This is a genomic window from Afipia dichlorophenoxyacetatis, from assembly GCF_055386385.1.
Map to the genome: position 1 here is coordinate 1392643 of NZ_AP029250.1, position 17264 is coordinate 1409906.

The window sequence follows — 17264 nt, forward strand, 5'->3', positions numbered from 1 at the left end:
TGAACCATGGCTGAAGTCGCATTGTCGTCAGTACAGGCTCCCGCAAAATCACATGCTGAAGGACAGCAACATCCGATCAAACTTTATCTCGTGGTTTGGGGATGGCTCTTCGTTCTCAGCACTGCATCCTATCTCGTGGATTTTTTTCAGGTGCAGGGTTACCTCAGGTGGTTTCTCATCCTGCTATTCATGATTTTGAAGGCTGGCCTGATTGTCGCTATCTTCATGCATATGGCATGGGAGCGGCTCGCGCTTGCCTATGCGATTCTTGTCCCGCCCGTTTTCGTCGTGGTGTTTGCGATTATGATGGTCTTTGAATCTGATTATACGTTGCTCTCGCGAATGATATTTTTCGGAGGTGAACAGTAAACGCGATGTCCTGATGCCAAATGGAGGAGTGTCATGACCACGTACGTGATGCTTGCAAACTGGACTGATCAGGGAATGCGTAGCGTGAAGGATTCCACAAAGCGCCTCGATACGGCGAAAAAGGCGCTCAAAGCCATGGATGGAGAGTTCAAGTTGTTCTTCATGACCATGGGCGACTACGACATGGTCGCAATCTACGAGGCGCCGGATGATGCTGTTGCAGCGCGGTTCAACCTGCAGCTTGGCATGCTTGGAAATATCCGCACCCGTACCCTGAAAGCTTTTCCGGAAGCTGCCTATCGAGAGATTATTTCCTCATTAGGCTAGTAATGACAGCACGCTCTTGAAGAGCTGCAGATTCTCATATTCATTGTATTGAGCGGGATGCGTTCGTTCGGGTGTGCGCCCCCTCAATTGTCGGAATATGCATGCTTTTCAGGGCCAGGATATTGTCAGCCGCCGTCTTGTGCTTTCCGGCATGTTTTCCTGCAATTGGATCCGCTGCTGAGGTCGATACCGAGCATATGTTCGGATTCATGATCGGCTCGGATGTCGGCGAAGTCGGCGAGCGTGAAATCGAAAGTAATACGACGGCAAGACTTTCCAAAAGCGGTGGGACTTATCGGGCCATCTCGCAGGCCGTCGAGCTCGAGTTTGTGCCCGCGAAAAATTTTCGCGTAGACGTGGGTGCGGCTCTTGCTTCCTACAAGATAAATAATGTCACTGGTTTCGCTGATGCGCGCCAGTTCGACCTCCAAGGAGGGGAGGTCGAACTCCGCTACCGTTTTCTAGATCGAGAGACGGCACCGTTTGGTCTTGCATTCAATATCGGGCTTCACGCAGATCGGATCGACGAAAATACCGCCACGCGCGTCCGAGCCTACGGGACGGAATTCGTGCTCGCGCTTGATCGGGAGCTTATTCCGGATCGCGTCGTTGCAGCCTTCAATCTGCTCTATCAGCCGGAATGGACAAGCCGCCTCGCTGTTCCGGGGGGCGCCTTCCAGCGGGAAGCGACCATAGGGGCCGCGGCAGCGCTCATGGTCCAGGTCCAGCCCGGTGTCTTCGTTGGCGGCGAGACTCGTTACCTGCGCCAATATGAGGGAGTTAATCTAGGCGAGTTTTCAGGAGATGCCGTGTTTATTGGACCAACGGTATTCCTCAAGTTGTCCGAGCGCTCACGGCTCACCGCCGCCTGGAGCTTTCAGGTGTCCGGAAGCTCACTGGAAGCGGCAGGTCATCTCAACCTTGTTAACTTCGAGCGGCATCAGGCGCGCCTGGTTTTTGGCGTGAATTTCTGACGCGTCAGCGCGCGAGCGCAAGAGTTACTGCGAGCCTGAAAGCCGCTTTGCTTCGCCGACGGAATTCATGCAGTCGTTTTCGTTGCCCTGCCGATTGAACTCACGGGCGCGGTCAAGCGCTAGGCTGGCTTCCGGCATATTGACTGCCGAAGTTTCGCGCGGAGGCATCTGACTTTCCGTCGCGGCGCTCATGGCCGCCGTCGCCGGTTGGCCGCCGGGAGGTGCAGCCTGACTCTGCGTAGCCTGATCCATCGCAGCGGTCGGCGGGTGCTCTTTCGCGGTTCCCGTCGTCTGCTGCTGAGCAGCGGGCGCTTGTCCCGCGGTCTGGCGGCGAACGTCTTCGGGTGACGTCGCGATGCCTTGAGTCTGTTCACTCATCGTGGTGGTCGGCGGATGCTGACCAGCCTGGCTGGTCGCGGTTCGGGCTGAACCCGCGCCCATCGTCGGGCCTGTTCCCGCGTCTTTGGAAGCAAAAAGCTTTGTAAGGCTGTCGACCTCTTCGGCACAGGGGCCTGCTTGAGCGGTTCCACTCAACACGAAGACCGCGCAACCTGCGAAGATAAGAGCTTTCGCGTTCATCGGTGATCCTCCATCGGTGTCGGACAAATGCCATTCGCGGCGTGATGCTTACGCAACTCCGAGGAAGCTGAGGGTGTTCCCGGAAATGAAGGCGCGGAAACGGGAACTTTCTGAAACCTGGATACAGGCCCATCCGTTCTTTAATATATGATCGGTTATTCGCAGCGAGGCACCCGAGATGAATCTGATCGAGCTGATTGTGACTGTCTGTGCCATTGCCTCTCCATCGACTTGCGAAGAGGCTCATCTCCAATTCGACTGGAGCGGGTCGCCACAGCAATGCGCGATGGCTGCGCCACCCTACATCGCCCAGTGGATCAGCGAGCATCCAAAGTGGAACGCGGTGAAATGGCGCTGCGAATATCCCGGAAAGAACGACAAGGCGGAAACACTCAGCCGGTCACTTCCATTGTGATCCGGCAAGGCATTTCCTGGTCGGGTTGTTGAGACAGCTGCTTATCGGTTGCAGTCCTTCAAGTCTTTATCTTCAATTGTGAAGACAGCGTCGGCCTTGATCTCGATGCCGCGGGCGAAGCACACGCGCCGATTGGGATAACCGATCTTGGCATCGTAGCGTCCAGGCTCGATGCCCGTGATGCGCAGCCGCTCGTCGTGATCCACTTCCTTGTCTTTGTCGTTCAAAGTCAGGTTCGGACCCCAGACATCCTTTGTTGCTGGCGACAACTGAAAGCTGCTGACCGTAGCGGTGGTCAGATTCCAGAATCGGATGCCTTTGCCTTCTGCCTTCAGCTCTGCAGAACTTACCAGCAATATTACGATCAGAACGAGCGACCTTCGCATGAATGGAGTCTCCCCAATGCACAACGATGCAGAAGCTTAACACTCAACGAAATCATCGCCTATAAGGCCTCTCGCGGTGCTTTAATCGTATTCAGGTGTTGAGCAACTTCGCGTTGGATCGCTTCGATATCGTGCTCCGTTCGAACCTTGCGGGGGATCGGAATCGAAATTTCTGTTGCGATGCACATCGGATGTGCCGACAGGATAAAGATACGATCGCCGAGACGCGCTGCGTCGCTCACATCATGCGTCACCAGCAGTGTCGTCAGCGGACGGCTATCTACCAGCGCAATGAGTTCGTTCCGCAGATGGGCGGCGAGGGCTTTGTCCAGCGATGCCAGCGGTTCGTCGAGAATAAGAACATCCGGATCAATGGCAAAAGCGCGCGCGAGCGCAACGCGCCGGGCCAGTCCGAGAGAGAGTTCACCGGGATAGTGTGTGCGATGCTCGGCTAATTCGAGGAGAGCAAACAGGGCCGAGAGCCTTGTTTCGTTGACGTCCGGCATGACGAGCCTGACATTGTCCTCGACCGACCGCCATGGAAGGAGCCGCGGTTCTTCAAAGACCATTCCTATCCGGATTCCGGAGGGGTGATTGATGTGGCCGCGATAGTCGCGATCAAGGCCGGCAATGATCCGCAGCATGGTTGTCTTGCCACAGCCCGACGGACCCACAAACGCCGCGACCTCGCCGCGGCCGAGCGCGAAGCCCACATCGCGCAGGACTTCCAGCCGCTCGCCGGCGGCTGTCACGAAGAACTTTTGATTAATTTTGACCTCAAGCAGCGCGCTGCCGCCAGCGGGATGCACGTCTTTCAAAGGGTTGCACCAGAAACATTTCGATCATCATCACAACGGCAGCGAAAGCCAGGGCGTAGGCAAGGATATGGGTAATGTCGAACAACTGAAAGGCCGTGCCGATTTCGAAGCCGACACCGTTCGGCCGCCCGAGCAGTTCGGCGACGAGCACGATCTTCCAGACCAGCGACAGGCCGGACCGGGCCGCAGCAGCAATGTAAGGAGCAAGTTGTGGGATCACCACGTGGCGAAAGGTCCGCCCGCGCGGCATTGCGAATACTTTAGCCATTTCATCGAGCCGATGATCCAGCGCACGCGTACCTTCGCGTACGGTTACGACTGCATTGGGCAGCTTGTTGATGGCGATGGCGGCAATGGCCGCCACCTCGGTCAGCCCAGCCCAAATGTAGGCCAGAATGATCACCACCAGCGCCGGTAGATTGAGAAGCAGGATCAGCCACGGATCGCCCAAGCGATCTGCTGTCCGTACGCGTCCCATCAAATAGCCGATGGCCGTCCCCAGCGTCATGGCGAGGGTGAAGGCGAGGACGACGCGTGCAAGCGTTGCGCCAAGATGAAACAGCAGCGCACCGGAGCGGGCTTCGTCGATGATTGCGCCGATCACTGCAGGGGGCGACGGAAGCATCTGCGGCCCGACCGCGAGCGATGCAATCCACCACGTGCACAGAAAAATCAAGAGTGACAGCAATCGGGCCATTGGTCAGCTGCCTGGGATAGCGCGATAAAACGTTCCGGCATCGAGTTCCTTTGATGGCCCGACCAGATCCGTGCCGCCAGTTTCCGCCAGCACTTTGTACAGGATGCGCGCATCCTCTTGCTCATCGGCGATCGGCCGACGCGGAATGCCCTCGCGATAGCGATCGCGATAGGTACGTAATGTTGCCCTATCGGGAGCGCCGGTAATGGACGCGATGGTCTCCCATTCTTGATCGGAGGTCGCCAGGATCTCCTTCGCCTGCCGCGTCACGGCAATAAAGCGGGCTATCAGATCGCGATTTTTGTCTGCCCATCGTTCATTAAAGACGTAGCCGATCATGGCTGTCGGGCCCTTTGCGCCGAGTTTCGGCAGAATATCTTCCACACCGCCGACACGGCGAAATCCTTTCGCTTCGAGTGCAGCGCAAAAATTCCAGTAATTGAGCGTAGCATCCATTTCGCCACTGGCAGTCTTCGCCGCCAACAGGGGCGGAGCGCCGAAGACAACATCCGCTTGCGATTTGATATCGATGCCGTCCTGTTTCATCGCCGCCTGAAGCAGGATCCAGTTCTTGTCGATGGCGCCGCCAGCGACAGCCAATTTGCGGCCTTTCAGATCGGCGAAAGTGCGGATGGATGAAGACGCCGGCACCATAACGGCGCCCAGTGCACTGGAGTACGGGTAGAAGACCAGCTTGGTGCCTAATTGCCGCTCGCGCGACACCCAGAGCCAATCGGCGATGATCACGTCAGCGGAGCCGCCGCGCAGAGCAATCTTGCCCGCTTCGGGACTGGCAAGCTCGGCGACGGCGATATTTAGGTCAGCCTTCTTGTCCAATCCATGTGCGCGAATGACGGCAAGCTCCCAAGCGACCGTGCCGGTTTTTTGAATCGCAAGACGGAGCGTATCCGTGGCATGCGCTGGATACGTCAGCCAGACCAACGGCAAAACAATGAGCAAGCTGCGAATAAGCCTGGGAACGATGCTTCTCACGTCTGAGCCTTTCGAAAACGAGCTCATCACGGCAATGGCAATGAGACAACGATCTTGACGATCTCCCGTTCAACCATTTCAACTAGGTTAAAGGTCAACCTCATGACTGCGAGGTCGCACGACGATGATCATCAAACCAATATTTGTGCTTGCTGTGGCATGGCTTGCAACTGCTGCAACGTCGCACGCGGAAGATCTAAATGACTATCCGACGTCAGCGCGGGCGGATTATGTGTTCGGTTGCATGAAGGCCAATGGGGAGACACGGCAGTCGCTCGAACAGTGTTCATGTTCGATCGATGTGGTCGCGAGCCTGCTGCCTTACGAACGCTATATCAGCGCAGAGACGGTTTTGAGCATGGCGCAGGTTCCGGGCGAGATGGGAGGCCAGTTCCGAACCACAGAGCAGGCGAAGAGCGCGACCAACGAGTTGCGGAGGGCGCAAGCAGAAGCGGAAGTGCGCTGTTTCTAGGAAGTCGCAGCAATTTTACATGGCGGAGGATTCGACCGGCCATTCTCCCTTGAAGACGCGACCATCCGTATCCTTTGCCTCGACACGGAATTGCTGAGCGCCGTTCGAGAGATACGAGAAGCGGATATTGGGGTCTTCCGAGATCGAGATTCCGCCTTCCATGGCAAGGACAAGCTTATCGCCCTGCCAAACGCGCAATTCATTGATGAAGAGGGCAGGGACATATAGATGCGTCACCTGATCCATCTGTAGTCCCGAATTGTTGGGATGCCCGATCATCAGCTGCGCTTCGTGAGCTCCGCTTGTCGGTGCGTCCGTTGATTTCGGAAACTGCCTGAACCGCATTTGTCCAAGACGCTTGCTGGCTTCATCTGCGGTCTTGGCGGCGGGGGCTGAGCAACCGCCAGATGCCTTCACATAGGTCTTGACCATGTAAAGCTTACCGTCGCTGAGTTCAGCAACTGCATGAACCATTGTGTAGTTGTTGACACGCACGCGCGTCGAAATCTCGGATACGCCTGCGGTGTCGCCGAGTTCAAATTTTGCAGCCATTGGCGCAGGATTTTCATCAATCACCAACGTGATCGACTTGAGGTATCGCGCGTCGCCTACTGGCAAAGTGCTGCGCAGGGTGACGGGGACGATGGCAGCGTCTTCGGCGCGTGACGGCATCTCGATCGAGAGCACCCCAGTGCCATCGTTCATGGAGCGATTGTTAAAAATGTCCTGAACGAGACCGGGCCATGGGTCTGTCCGTTGCGGAGGATCTGCGTAAGACGCGGTTGCGGCGAACGATGCCGCGAGGGCAATGCCAACCAAGCCAAGCAAACGACCCGTCATTCCGCCCATGGTCACGATCCTTTTGCGATCAAGCCAGACTACAAGAGCTTACACCCGTTGTTTCGTTATTCCCACTCAAGCTCTGAAAATGCTGCAGTTGCGTTGCGTGCATTGTAGTCGTCGAACAGTTGCCACTTCGGCTTCTCGGAAGTTCCATTCGTCTCTGCAGCGGTCGCTAACGGGACTCCTCGTTTAATGGATGTCCGCGTATCCGCTGCAAGCTTCTCGAGATAACGCCGCTCGTTAGAAATCGCTTCCGGCCAATCGACAACGGAGCCATGACCCGGAACGACGCGCTTTGCGGCAACTGCGGACATTGTTTTCAGAACATCGAGCCAACTGACGATGCTGCCGTCCAGGACCGGGACGTGTTCGCGGAAAATCAGATCTCCAGCAAACAAAGTTCCCGTTGTGCTGTCGAGAAGGGTGAGGTCGTTGTCGGTATGAGCGGCGGGCCAAGCTTGAAGGATCAGATTCCTGTTTCCGAGGTTGAGCATAATGCTGTCGTCGACGAGGAGTGTCGGCGAGATAATTCTGACATCGGATATCAATTCTTCGCCCATCAGGCGGCGAAAGGAGTCGATGTAGAACTGGCCATGCGTGACCAACGCTCTCGGCAAATTTCGATGGCCCACGAAGATAGTTTGATCGTGTGTGAATGCTGCGTTGCCAAAGACATGATCTGGATGACCGTGCGTGTTCACGACATATCGGACTGGCTTTTGTGTGCGTGTGCGAATGGCTGCGAGGAGGCGGCGTCCTTCCTGAACGCTTCCGCCGGTGTCGATCACCGCGACAGCATCGTCTCCAATGATGAATCCGACATTGGCTGTCGCACCTTCATTATCGCGGGTCATGAGCGCGATCGCGCCAATATGAACAAAGACACCCGGCGCGATTTCATCGACTTCCAAAGGCTCAAGTTCATGTTGCGCCCGCGTTGCCGCCGTTGTCGCGACAATCATGGTGAACAATGTCAGTAAGGCGACAGTACGGATGATGAGCTTCATTGAACTCTGATCACTCTCTTGCGGCAGTGCACCCGGATAAACTCGTCAATGAACGACTTTGGTTTGCGAAGTGCGAGCGCGCAGCGTGACGTTTTGCAGCGACTGCAAGCGCAGTGGTACATTTCAGTTGCGCGCTCTGAATGACCAGCATAGCATTTACTCGTTTCCGACTCTAACAGGACTTCGGTTGACTAGGATCGCCGATGTAATCATCGGAAGCTGATGCGAGGAGACGAATGTCTCACGACGCTCGCCTTGTTGCTGACGCTATGACACGCTGCCAACCCTGACACGCTGCCACGATAAACCCTGGTCGACTGGGAAGTTGTAATAAAAACGTGGGAGGATACGTGATGCGCAAGGTCATAACTGCGACCTGTCTTGCGAGTTGTCTTGGCATTGTAGCGGTATGGACCGCAGGTGCCGCGTATGCCAATGATGAACTAATCAAGATGCAGCAGAACCCAAAAGATTGGGTTATGCCAACAGGTAACTACGCCAACCATCGTTACTCTCAACTTAAGCAAATCACCGCTGACAACGTCGGAAAGCTACAAGTGGCTTGGACGTTCTCAACCGGCGTGCTTCGCGGTCACGAAGGTGGACCGCTTGTGATCGGCGACATGATGTATCTTCATACGCCGTTCCCGAACATGGTTTATGCGATGAACCTGAAGGACGAAAACAAGATCGTCTGGAAGTATGAACCGAAACAAGATCCGAACGTCATTCCTGTGATGTGCTGCGATACAGTGAATCGCGGTGTGTCGTATGCGGATGGCAAGATTTTCCTCTATCAGGCTGATACCACACTTGTCGCTCTCGACGCCAAAGACGGAAAAGTCGTCTGGTCGGTGAAGAACGGCGATGCCGGCAAGGGAGAGACGGGCACTTCGGCGCCAATGATCGTCAAGGACAAGGTCTTTGTCGGTATTTCCGGCGGCGAATTTGGTGTTCGTGGATCTCTCACTGCTTACAGCGTCAAAGACGGCAAGCAGGTGTGGCGTGGCTATTCAATGGGTCCGGACAGCGACACATTGATGGATCCGGTCAAGACAACGCATCTCGGCAAGCCGGTGGGCAAAGACTCCGGCATCAATACCTGGCAAGGCGATCAATGGAAGATCGGCGGAGGAACGACATGGGGATGGTATGCCTATGATCCCGAGCTGAACCTGATCTATTACGGATCGGGTAATCCCTCGACCTGGAATCCAAAGCAGCGGCCCGGTGACAATCGCTGGTCGATGGCTATCTGGGCGCGCGATCCCGACACTGGTATGACGAAGTGGGTCTACCAGATGACACCGCATGACGAGTGGGACTACGACGGCGTCAACGAAATGATCCTGGCCGACCAAAATATCGGCGGGACCAATCGCAAGACGCTGGTGCATTTCGATCGTAATGGCTTTGGCTACACGCTCGACCGCACCAACGGCGAACTTCTCGTCGCCGAAAAGTATGATCCAAAAGTCAATTGGGCCACCAAAGTCGACATGGACAAGAACTCCCCAACCTACGGACGTCCTCTCGTGGTCAAGGAGTTCTCGACTGACCAGCAGGGCGAAGATGTCAACGTAAAGGGCATTTGTCCGGCGGCTCTAGGTACCAAGGATCAGCAACCTGCAGCGTTCTCGCCAGAGACAGGGCTGTTCTACGTGCCGACCAACCATGTCTGCATGGATTACGAACCGTTCCGCGTGCGTTACACGGCAGGTCAGCCTTACGTTGGTGCGACGTTGTCGATGTATCCGCCGCAGGGCGAAACCCATATGGGCAACTTCATCGCCTGGGATGCCAAGACCGGCAAGATCGTCTGGTCCGACAAGGAGCAGTTCTCCGTGTGGTCCGGTGCCCTCGCGACAGCTGGTGGCGTGGTGTTCTATGGAACGCTTGAAGGCTATCTGAAGGCTGTTGACGCCAAGACGGGTAAGGAACTGTACAAGTTCAAAACCTCGTCCGGCATCATCGGCAACGTGACCACCTACGAGCAGGGCGGCAAGCAGTATATCGCTGTGCTGTCTGGTGTCGGCGGATGGGCAGGCATCGGCCTCGCGGCTGGCCTGACAGACCCGACCGCAGGCCTCGGTGCGGTGGGTGGCTATGCCGGCCTCCGCAGCTATACAGCGCTCGGCGGCTCGCTCACGGTGTTTGCGCTGCCGAACTAAAGACGCGGCGCACAATGCAATCAACCGGCGCGTGGAACTTTTCCTCGCGCCGGTTCGTTTGACCCATCAAACCAGAACAATAATCAAAAATGAGGAAAGCCCGTGCACAACGGTTTTATTGCCGCAGCGTTGTTTGTTGTCCTCTTGGGAGGAGGCGTGGCTCTTGCCGATGGTGGTGGAGACCCGGCTGCCGTCAAGAATGAAAATGGAAAATACGAGGACAAGGATGGAAATCCCACCTTCAAGGTCCAGGCGGATGGAACGGTCGATTGGTACACTTACTCCGGTTATCGTCGCTATCACTCGGAGTGCCACGTCTGCCACGGGCCTGACGGCGAGGGATCGAGTTATGCGCCGGCGCTTAAAAATTCGCTGAAGACCATGAGCTACACGGATTTCCTTACTGTGGTCGCAAGTGGGCGTAAGAACGTGTCGTCATCGCAGGAAAACGTGATGCCGGCGCTGGGCGATAATCCGAATGTGGCTTGCTATATGGATGATATCTACGTCTATCTGCGTGCGCGCGCGAACGATGCAGTTGGTCGCGTGCGGCCGCCAAAACATGAAGACAAGCCGGAAGCCGCCAAGCAGGCGGAAGATTCCTGTATCGGAAAGTGAGATTCACGATCGATACGGCGCAGAAACAAGCGGGCGACAATCAAAAGGAGGCCGCGATGGCAATGGCTGCACCACGCGGGACGTTCGTATTCTCTATATGTACCGCGCTAATTGGGCTGCTTCATCCTGGCCCTGCATCGGCGCAGGCTTTGCCGGAAGGCACGGATCTTTCCATTGAACTTGTAGATCCGAAAGTTCTTCGGGTCTGCGCCGATCCGCACAATCTCCCGTTCTCCAACGAGAAGGGCGAGGGTTTCGAGAACAAGCTTGCTGAATTCATGGCGCAGAAGCTCGATAAGAAGCTGGCTTATGCGTTCTTTCCGCAGGCCACAGGCTTTGTGCGGATGACGCTCGGCTCCCATCGCTGCGATGTGATCCTCGGCTTTCCACAAGGCGATGATCTCGCGCAGGGCACGAATCCTTATTACCGGACGTCCTACGCGCTCATCACCAAGAACGGCAGCGATCTCGCCGATGTGACGACGCTGGCCGACGAGCGCCTCAAGGGCAAACGCATCGGTGTCGTTGCGGGCACGCCGCCGGGCACCGCTATGGCCGTAAACGGCCTTATGACAAGCGCCAAGCCTTATCCACTGGTCATTGATACCCGTGTCGATTCCTCTGCCGAAGCAATGGTAAAGGATGTCAATTCAGGCCAGATCGATGCCGGCGTTCTGTGGGGACCGATGGCAGGCTATTACGCCAGGCAGGCCAATCCGCCGTTGCGCGTTGTTCCTCTTACGAAGGAGAAATCAGGACCGCAGCTTGCTTACCGCATCGGCATGGGTGTGCGGCCGGCGGATCAAAACTGGAAGCGGCTGCTGAACAAACTTATTCAGGAGAACCAGCCGGAGATTAACAAAATCCTGCTCGACTTCGGCGTCCCGCTGCTCGATGAAAACGACCGGCCGATCACTGCCGAAGCGCTGACGAAGTAAACTCCCATGCGGTGGCTGCCGCAGGCGGTGGCAATTACACTTCTGGCATTTTGTTCGTCTGCGTTTGCGGAGGAGGCTCCGAACGAGCCCGACACTTATCGCATCGATAATTACCGCTCGCCGGTACCGGCAACGCTTAAGGGCGGGCGCGTGCTGACGACTGACGAAGCAGAGGCGACTTGGCGCAGTGGCTCAGCCATTTTCATCGACGTGCTGCCGCATCCACCGCGTCCCAATCTTCCGGCTGGGACGGTGTGGCGAGAAACGCCGAGGCATAATATTCCCGGCAGCATCTGGTTGCCTGATACGGGGTACGGCGAAATTGCCACCAGCACGGAGGATTACTTCCGGCAGGGTCTCAAGCGTGCGTCCGGGGGAAAACTCGATAAGCTTCTCGTGTTCTACTGCCAGGCCAACTGCTGGATGTCGTGGAATGCCGCGAAGCGGGCGCTGTCGTATGGATATACCAATGTCGCCTGGTATCCCGACGGCACCGATGGCTGGCAGCAGTTCGATCTGCCCGTCGAGGATTCAAAACCGGAGCCGCGTCCCGCAGAATAAGGGCCGTTATTCCATTTCCTGCTGGATCGTGCGCCCCAGCGCGAACAGGCGTTGATCGATAATTGTCGGAACTTCGCACGCAAAGCGAATGACCTTGTTGCGGTCCTCGAAGATGCGCGTCTGCCAAGTCAATTGATTGGAAAGTTCTTCGATCTTGGTTGGATCGGATGTCGGCGAATCCTGCAACGCGTGAAGTGCAAGTGTGTCGGCTCGGATTTTGTCCGCGGCCGCCCGCTGCTTACGGGTGACGCGTTCGAGGCCATTCATCACCGAGTTTCTCTGGGCATTGAGCGACTCGAACAAGCCGACAAACAACATTCTTCCGTTTTGGGCCTTATCCTTTGAATTCGACAGGAGATCAGTGATTAGCTTCTCCGCGTCTTCCATGGATGTGCGGCGTGCGGCGAGCCGGGCGACCAGCGGCTCGATTTTGTTGTCTGCTTTCCATTTATTCGTCACATCGTCCAGCGCAGGTCCGGCCCATACTGCGGCGAGCGAAATCTCCGGTACCTTTGCCTGCGCGCACGGCCAATCGGGATATCGGGGATCGGCCGCAAAGGCCTGACTTGTCGCTCCCACGAATATAAGCGCTGTCAGTAGAAGGGGTCGTCTCATGTTGTCTCACCTCCCGCGGGGCCACGGCGCAAGAGACCACGCGATGGATCGTAAGCGATGACCGCGGCAATCATGAAAAGGAGTGTGCATCCGGCGACCACGCTCAAGGATACCCAGTTGATTTGTCCGTAGAGCGCGAAACGAATGAGTTCGACAGCATGGGTGAACGGGTTGAATTGGCAAACGTAATAAAGCATCGGGCTTCCTTCCTGCACGCGCCACAGCGGGTACAAGGCCGACGACGCAAAAAACATCGGGAAGATCACGAAGTTCATGACGCCCGCGAAATTCTCCAACTGCTTGATGCCGGATGAGATCAGCATGCCGAGGGCGCCGAGCATCAGTCCGGAGAGGATCAGGGCGGGAATAACGGTGAGATAGCCGATGGGAGGAGGCTCGATTTCCCAGAACCATGCGATCAGCAGAAACGCGTAGACTTGCAGGATGGAGACAGCCGTTCCCGCAAGCAGCTTGCAGGTCAGCAAATACCAGCGCGGCATCGGGCTCACGAGCAATGTCCGCATGTTGCCCATCTCGCGGTCGTAGACCATGGAGAGCGACGATTGCATGCCGTTGAACAGCTGGATCATCGCTATCAATCCGGGCGTGATGTAGACCTCGTAGAGGATGTAGGTGTCATAAGGTGGAATGATGGACACCCCGAGCACCTGACGGAAGCCAGCAGCGAAGATGAACAACCAGACCAGCGGACGCACCAGAGCGGAGATGAAACGTTCGCGCTGATGCAGAAAGCGCAATCCCTCGCGCCAGACGATGCCCTTCAGACACGTCAGATATTGTGAAAAAGAAAGACCGGGTGATTGCTCGGGGACTGTCGTGACGGTCATGGCGCGGTGCTCACGGTTTCCACATGCGCTCCGGTCAACTGGACGAACGCGCCGTTGAGGTTCTGCGCTCCGGTTGCTTCGATCACCTGCGAAGCGACGCCATGGGCTCGCACCTTGCCCTGATGAAGGACGACGAGGTCATCATCAGGCGTGATCTCGTCAAACAGGTGAGTGGCCCATAACACGCTGATGCGGTCTTCGCTGACCAGACGCCGCACATAGGCGAGGATATCGAACCGCGCTTTGACGTCGAGGCCGACGGTCGGCTCGTCGAGCAACAGCAGGCGAGGCCGGTGCAGCAACGCACGGGCGATTTCGAGGCGTCGCATCTGGCCGCCGGAGAGCACACGAACCTTGTCTTTTGAGCGATCGGCGAGGCCAAGACGGTGCAGCAGATCGTCGGCCCGCGCGAGCGCCTCACGCTTGCCAATGCCGTGCAGGGCAGCGTGATAGATAAGATTCTGCGTGACCGAAAGATCGAGATCAAGCGTGCGTGGCTGAAAAACGACGCCCAGCATGCGCAGGGCTTCGCTCGGCTGATGCGCAATGTCGTGATGGAATATTGCGATGTTTCCGGCCTGCACGCCGAACAGCCGAGTGATGAGAGAGACGAGCGTGCTTTTTCCGGCACCGTTGAGGCCGAGCAAAGCCAGAAACGTCGCTGGTGCAATCGCGAAACTCACATTGTCCAGCGCGCGGCGGCTGCCATAGGAATGGCTGACGCCGTTCACGGAGAGCGCAGCCGGCTGGTTCGACGAGGCCATTGGGCGCTCGTCCGAGGTAACCGGTGTTCTGATCGGTGTGTCTGTCACGGTCATTGCTGCGATATCGTCACCCCCCAGGGTAACTCGCCGACCTGGATGGTCTTGATGACCTTGAGTGCGGCGACGTCGATAACGGAAACATCATTCGAGACGCCATTGGTGGTCAGCAGATATTTTTCATCCGGCGTGAACGCCATGTGCCAGACCCGCTGGCCCACCAGCAAATATTTGGACACTTGATGAGTATTGGCGTCGATCACAGCGATGCGGTTGGCGGGTCCCAGCGCAACGAAGGCGGTCTTGTTGTCGCGGGTGATGGCGATCCCCACGGGCTGGATCGCCTCGCTGCGCAGGCCTGGAATGTTGAAGGAGATCTTCTTCGTGATCGTCTGCTTGGCCGGATCGATCACCGCGACCGTGCCGCCGATCTCGGAGGACACCCACAGTTCCGAGCTATCGCTCTTGTACTCGGCAAAGCGCGGGCGCGAATCGACCAACACGTTCGCGACGATCTCGCGGGTTTGGGTATCGATGAAGTGCGCCATATTAGTGGTCTCGGATGTATTGATCAGGATCTTTCCATCCGGACTGAGCGTCATGCCCTCTGGTTCAACACCGACCTGAACGTCGCCCACACGCGCACGTTTTGCGATGTCGATGATGGTGACGGTGTTGTCGTTCTCGTTGGCCACATAGAGAATCTTGCCGGCGGCATCCTGCGTGAACAGTTCGGGGTCTGGCCCGGAGGGGAGGCTGTCGACCACTTTCTGCGTCGCGGTGTCGATCATCTCGATCTTGTCGTCATCGCCCACAGCTACGAGAACGAACTTGCCGTCCCTGGTGAGTTCGATGCCGCGCGGGCGTTGGCCAACCTTGATAGTGTTGATGACGGCCCACTTCTCGGTATCGATCACGGAGACGGTGTTGCTCTTTTCGTTCGACACATAAGCGAGGTAGGCATTTGCCGGCGTCGCAGCCGCGAGCAACAGAAGCGCTCCGAACAGAAGGCAGTGTCGCCGCATGCATGTCCTCCGGTTCATTTCAACTTGCACTTGGTTTCTGGGCGATCATACCCAAGCGTATCGAGCTCCGACGTCTGATGCAAAAAGCCTTCCTGCGGTGACACGGACACCACCATGCGACCATCCGCAAGGAGAATGGGCTGGCGCAGTTGCAGATTCCAGTCGCGCAATGTCAGCCGCTGCCCCTTGAAGGCGGCGAGCGAGAAATCCTTGCTCTTGAGAAAGTCCGTCACGGTCTTTGGATCGCCCGAGCGGGTCCGGGAAGTTGCTTCTCCGATCATGCGGACAGCCGTCCACGCCTGCATGTCGAGCGCCGTCATCAGTCTTGAGTTGAGCTTGATGAAGCGGTTCTGCATCTGCACGGCGCCCCACTGATCGTGCGAGGCATCCCAGCTTCTGGGAACAAGGCCGGCCGATCCGGCAACGGGCCGCGGATCCCACGTCCGATAAGGCAGATACGACGCGAACACTTCGCTTTCGTCTGCCGCCACCAGAACATCGTAAGCAGGAGCCTGCTGGGTGAACACTGGCATCTGCCGCTGGATTTGCGTGACGCCGCTATCGGTCCGGCGTGCACCGCCGGTATCTTCGAACACACGCTCCTGGACGATCTTGGCGCCGAAGCGTGTTGCGGCCCGGCGCAGAGCATCAGCATAGAGCTTGTCTTCCGGATGTGACCCCGACACAAGGAACCAGCGCTTCCATTGCTTCCACACCAGATACTGCGCGAGGCCATCGGCCAGCATTGAACGGGTTGGCGCGGTGTGGATCACATTGCTGCGGCAATCCTCTTCTCTCAGCCGATCATCGATCGCCCCGGCGTTGAAGACAACGGTTCCGCGATCGCGCACGGCGTCGGCGGCTTTCAAAAGAGCATCGGGCGGAAGATCGGCGACGACAAACGCGACTTGCTGATCGGCAAGTCTCACAGCCGCGGCAGCCGGGTCTTCTTCGTCCTTGAGCCGGACTTCCTCCAGCGTGAAGCGCTGGTTGAGGAACTTCCCCGTCGTGTTGTTGTCTTCGATGGCGAGGCGGGCTCCCGCGACGCCGTCATCCTTGGTCGGCAGATTGACCAGCGAAAGCGTGGGCTTGATCTCGTCACGGGTTAGATAGCCGATCTTGATCGTGGTCGGATCGGCCGCATGAGCAACCGAAATAAAGGTACCGAGAGCAACCAGGCTGTACACCAATCGATTCAATTCGGTCTCCGTCATCGAGCCCTTGGTGGATGATGATAAAGCCTTTCTTATCGGAAGATATGGCCGATCAGCTTGCAGCGGGTATGATATTTTGCCGCCGTGTGCGGTGCAGCTAACGAAAGGACGCCGCATGAAGGTGTTTTCATTTGCAGGTGCGTTGCTTTTTGCCGTGTTGATCTCGGCTCCTGCTTTTGCCGATCCACCCAAAACGGCTGTCTTTGATTTCGAGCTTGTCGATACCAGTTTGCAGGGTGAGACGAGCGGACCTCAAGCTGACGAACAGGTGCGATTGAGGAGTGTTGGCGACCAACTTCGCAAAGGTCTCGCTGATTCAGGAAAGTTCCAACTGGTGGATATTGCGCCAGTGAGCGCTGCGGCGCACAACAGCAATCTTCAATCCTGTGGCGGATGTGATGTGCAACTGGCTCTAAAGGTCGGTGCTGATCTCTCTGTCACAGGCGTGGTGCAGAAGGTGTCCAACCTGATCCTCAACATGAATGTCTATATCCGCGATGCCCATACCGGGCAGATCGTCGCTGCTGCGAGCGCAGACATGCGCGGCAACACCGATGAATCCTGGTCACGTGGCATGAGTTATTTGCTGCGAAACCGGCTGCTCGCGCCCAATCCGGGCAGCGCGCAATAGAC

Annotated in this window: 22 protein-coding genes; 10 read left to right on the forward strand and 12 right to left on the reverse strand. The window is 56.9% G+C overall.

Features of this window, described 5'->3' with window-relative positions; all coding sequences use genetic code 11:
* Nucleotides 1-6 precede the first annotated feature (6 nt).
* The 3 genes from ACZ5C3_RS06440 to ACZ5C3_RS06450 all read left to right on the forward strand — a co-directional run bounded on the left by ACZ5C3_RS06440 (nt 7) and on the right by ACZ5C3_RS06450 (nt 1670).
* Nucleotides 7-369 (forward strand): cytochrome C oxidase subunit IV family protein, encoded by a 363-nt coding sequence (locus tag ACZ5C3_RS06440; protein WP_464036189.1) that lies wholly within the window; start codon nt 7-9, stop codon nt 367-369.
* Nucleotides 370-402: 33 nt separating this feature from the next.
* Nucleotides 403-696, forward strand: coding sequence for a GYD domain-containing protein (locus tag ACZ5C3_RS06445; RefSeq protein ID WP_464036191.1), 294 nt, complete (start codon nt 403-405; stop codon nt 694-696).
* 209 nt (nt 697-905) lie between these two features.
* A complete protein-coding gene (locus tag ACZ5C3_RS06450) occupies nt 906-1670 on the forward strand; it encodes a hypothetical protein (protein WP_464036192.1) in 765 nt (254 codons plus the stop codon).
* A 24-nt stretch (nt 1671-1694) separates the two neighbouring features.
* Here the strand turns inward: ACZ5C3_RS06450 and ACZ5C3_RS06455 are convergent, their stop codons facing one another.
* The gene (locus ACZ5C3_RS06455) at nt 1695-2249 is read right to left on the reverse strand and encodes a hypothetical protein (RefSeq protein WP_464036193.1); all 555 of its coding nucleotides are present in this window, start codon (nt 2247-2249) and stop codon (nt 1695-1697) included.
* A gap of 178 nt (nt 2250-2427) precedes the next feature.
* Here ACZ5C3_RS06455 and ACZ5C3_RS06460 point away from each other — a divergent pair, with 178 nt between their 5' ends.
* The gene (locus ACZ5C3_RS06460; protein WP_464036194.1) at nt 2428-2664 is read left to right on the forward strand and encodes a hypothetical protein; all 237 of its coding nucleotides are present in this window, start codon (nt 2428-2430) and stop codon (nt 2662-2664) included.
* Between the two features lie 41 nt (nt 2665-2705).
* Here ACZ5C3_RS06460 and ACZ5C3_RS06465 read toward each other — a convergent pair whose 3' ends face one another.
* Genes ACZ5C3_RS06465 through ACZ5C3_RS06480 form a run of 4 tightly spaced genes read right to left on the reverse strand, consistent with a single transcriptional unit; the run spans nt 2706 to nt 5525 of the window.
* A complete protein-coding gene (locus ACZ5C3_RS06465; RefSeq protein WP_464036196.1) occupies nt 2706-3050 on the reverse strand; it encodes a hypothetical protein in 345 nt (114 codons plus the stop codon).
* Nucleotides 3051-3109: 59 nt separating this feature from the next.
* Nucleotides 3110-3859, reverse strand: a complete 750-nt coding sequence (locus ACZ5C3_RS06470; protein ID WP_464038270.1) for an ABC transporter ATP-binding protein — start codon at nt 3857-3859, stop codon at nt 3110-3112.
* Complete coding sequence (locus tag ACZ5C3_RS06475) at nt 3828-4565, reverse strand: ABC transporter permease (protein WP_464036198.1); 738 nt, start codon at nt 4563-4565, stop codon at nt 3828-3830. Before ACZ5C3_RS06475 ends, ACZ5C3_RS06470 begins: the two co-directional genes overlap by 32 nt.
* Nucleotides 4566-4568: 3 nt before the next feature.
* Nucleotides 4569-5525, reverse strand: coding sequence for an ABC transporter substrate-binding protein (locus ACZ5C3_RS06480; protein WP_464036200.1), 957 nt, complete (start codon nt 5523-5525; stop codon nt 4569-4571).
* 157 nt (nt 5526-5682) lie between these two features.
* On the opposite strand from ACZ5C3_RS06480, the gene ACZ5C3_RS06485 reads away from it, so the two are divergent.
* Nucleotides 5683-6030: a hypothetical protein gene (locus ACZ5C3_RS06485; RefSeq protein WP_464036202.1), complete on the forward strand. Its 348-nt coding sequence runs from the start codon at nt 5683-5685 to the stop codon at nt 6028-6030.
* A 15-nt stretch (nt 6031-6045) separates the two neighbouring features.
* On the opposite strand, the gene ACZ5C3_RS06490 is transcribed toward ACZ5C3_RS06485, so the two are convergent.
* Both ACZ5C3_RS06490 and ACZ5C3_RS06495 read right to left on the reverse strand, forming a co-directional pair.
* Complete coding sequence (locus ACZ5C3_RS06490; protein ID WP_464036204.1) at nt 6046-6879, reverse strand: quinoprotein dehydrogenase-associated SoxYZ-like carrier; 834 nt, start codon at nt 6877-6879, stop codon at nt 6046-6048.
* A 56-nt stretch (nt 6880-6935) separates the two neighbouring features.
* Nucleotides 6936-7880, reverse strand: a complete 945-nt coding sequence (locus tag ACZ5C3_RS06495; RefSeq protein ID WP_464036206.1) for a quinoprotein relay system zinc metallohydrolase 2 — start codon at nt 7878-7880, stop codon at nt 6936-6938.
* Between the two features lie 353 nt (nt 7881-8233).
* Between ACZ5C3_RS06495 and xoxF5 the strand changes: the two genes are divergently transcribed.
* The 4 genes from xoxF5 (at nt 8234) to ACZ5C3_RS06515 (ending at nt 12168) form a co-directional block, all read left to right on the forward strand.
* Entirely contained in the window at nt 8234-10051 is a 1818-nt protein-coding gene (gene xoxF5, locus ACZ5C3_RS06500) for a lanthanide-dependent methanol dehydrogenase XoxF5 (RefSeq protein WP_464036208.1), read from the forward strand.
* Between the two features lie 102 nt (nt 10052-10153).
* Complete coding sequence (locus tag ACZ5C3_RS06505) at nt 10154-10669, forward strand: c-type cytochrome, methanol metabolism-related (RefSeq protein ID WP_464036210.1); 516 nt, start codon at nt 10154-10156, stop codon at nt 10667-10669.
* 56 nt (nt 10670-10725) lie between these two features.
* The gene (locus ACZ5C3_RS06510) at nt 10726-11607 is read left to right on the forward strand and encodes a substrate-binding domain-containing protein (RefSeq protein WP_464036212.1); all 882 of its coding nucleotides are present in this window, start codon (nt 10726-10728) and stop codon (nt 11605-11607) included.
* Nucleotides 11608-11613: 6 nt separating this feature from the next.
* Nucleotides 11614-12168 carry a PQQ-dependent catabolism-associated CXXCW motif protein gene (locus ACZ5C3_RS06515; protein ID WP_464036213.1) on the forward strand — a complete coding sequence of 185 codons (555 nt, stop codon included), beginning with the start codon at nt 11614-11616 and terminating at the stop codon, nt 12166-12168.
* 6 nt (nt 12169-12174) lie between these two features.
* Here ACZ5C3_RS06515 and ACZ5C3_RS06520 read toward each other — a convergent pair whose 3' ends face one another.
* The 5 genes from ACZ5C3_RS06520 to ACZ5C3_RS06540 are packed head-to-tail and all read right to left on the reverse strand — an operon-like array spanning nt 12175 to nt 16607.
* A complete protein-coding gene (locus ACZ5C3_RS06520; protein ID WP_464036215.1) occupies nt 12175-12783 on the reverse strand; it encodes a hypothetical protein in 609 nt (202 codons plus the stop codon).
* A complete protein-coding gene (locus tag ACZ5C3_RS06525; protein WP_464036216.1) occupies nt 12780-13631 on the reverse strand; it encodes an ABC transporter permease in 852 nt (283 codons plus the stop codon). Before ACZ5C3_RS06525 ends, ACZ5C3_RS06520 begins: the two co-directional genes overlap by 4 nt.
* Nucleotides 13628-14449: an ABC transporter ATP-binding protein gene (locus tag ACZ5C3_RS06530; RefSeq protein ID WP_464036218.1), complete on the reverse strand. Its 822-nt coding sequence runs from the start codon at nt 14447-14449 to the stop codon at nt 13628-13630. The genes ACZ5C3_RS06525 and ACZ5C3_RS06530 overlap by 4 nt, the downstream gene beginning before the upstream one ends.
* Complete coding sequence (locus ACZ5C3_RS06535; RefSeq protein ID WP_464036220.1) at nt 14446-15417, reverse strand: YVTN family beta-propeller repeat protein; 972 nt, start codon at nt 15415-15417, stop codon at nt 14446-14448. Before ACZ5C3_RS06535 ends, ACZ5C3_RS06530 begins: the two co-directional genes overlap by 4 nt.
* A 14-nt stretch (nt 15418-15431) precedes the next feature.
* Nucleotides 15432-16607, reverse strand: a complete 1176-nt coding sequence (locus ACZ5C3_RS06540; protein ID WP_464038271.1) for an ABC transporter substrate-binding protein — start codon at nt 16605-16607, stop codon at nt 15432-15434.
* 139 nt (nt 16608-16746) lie between these two features.
* Here ACZ5C3_RS06540 and ACZ5C3_RS06545 point away from each other — a divergent pair, with 139 nt between their 5' ends.
* Nucleotides 16747-17262, forward strand: coding sequence for a DUF3280 domain-containing protein (locus tag ACZ5C3_RS06545; RefSeq protein WP_464038272.1), 516 nt, complete (start codon nt 16747-16749; stop codon nt 17260-17262).
* Nucleotides 17263-17264 lie beyond the last annotated feature (2 nt).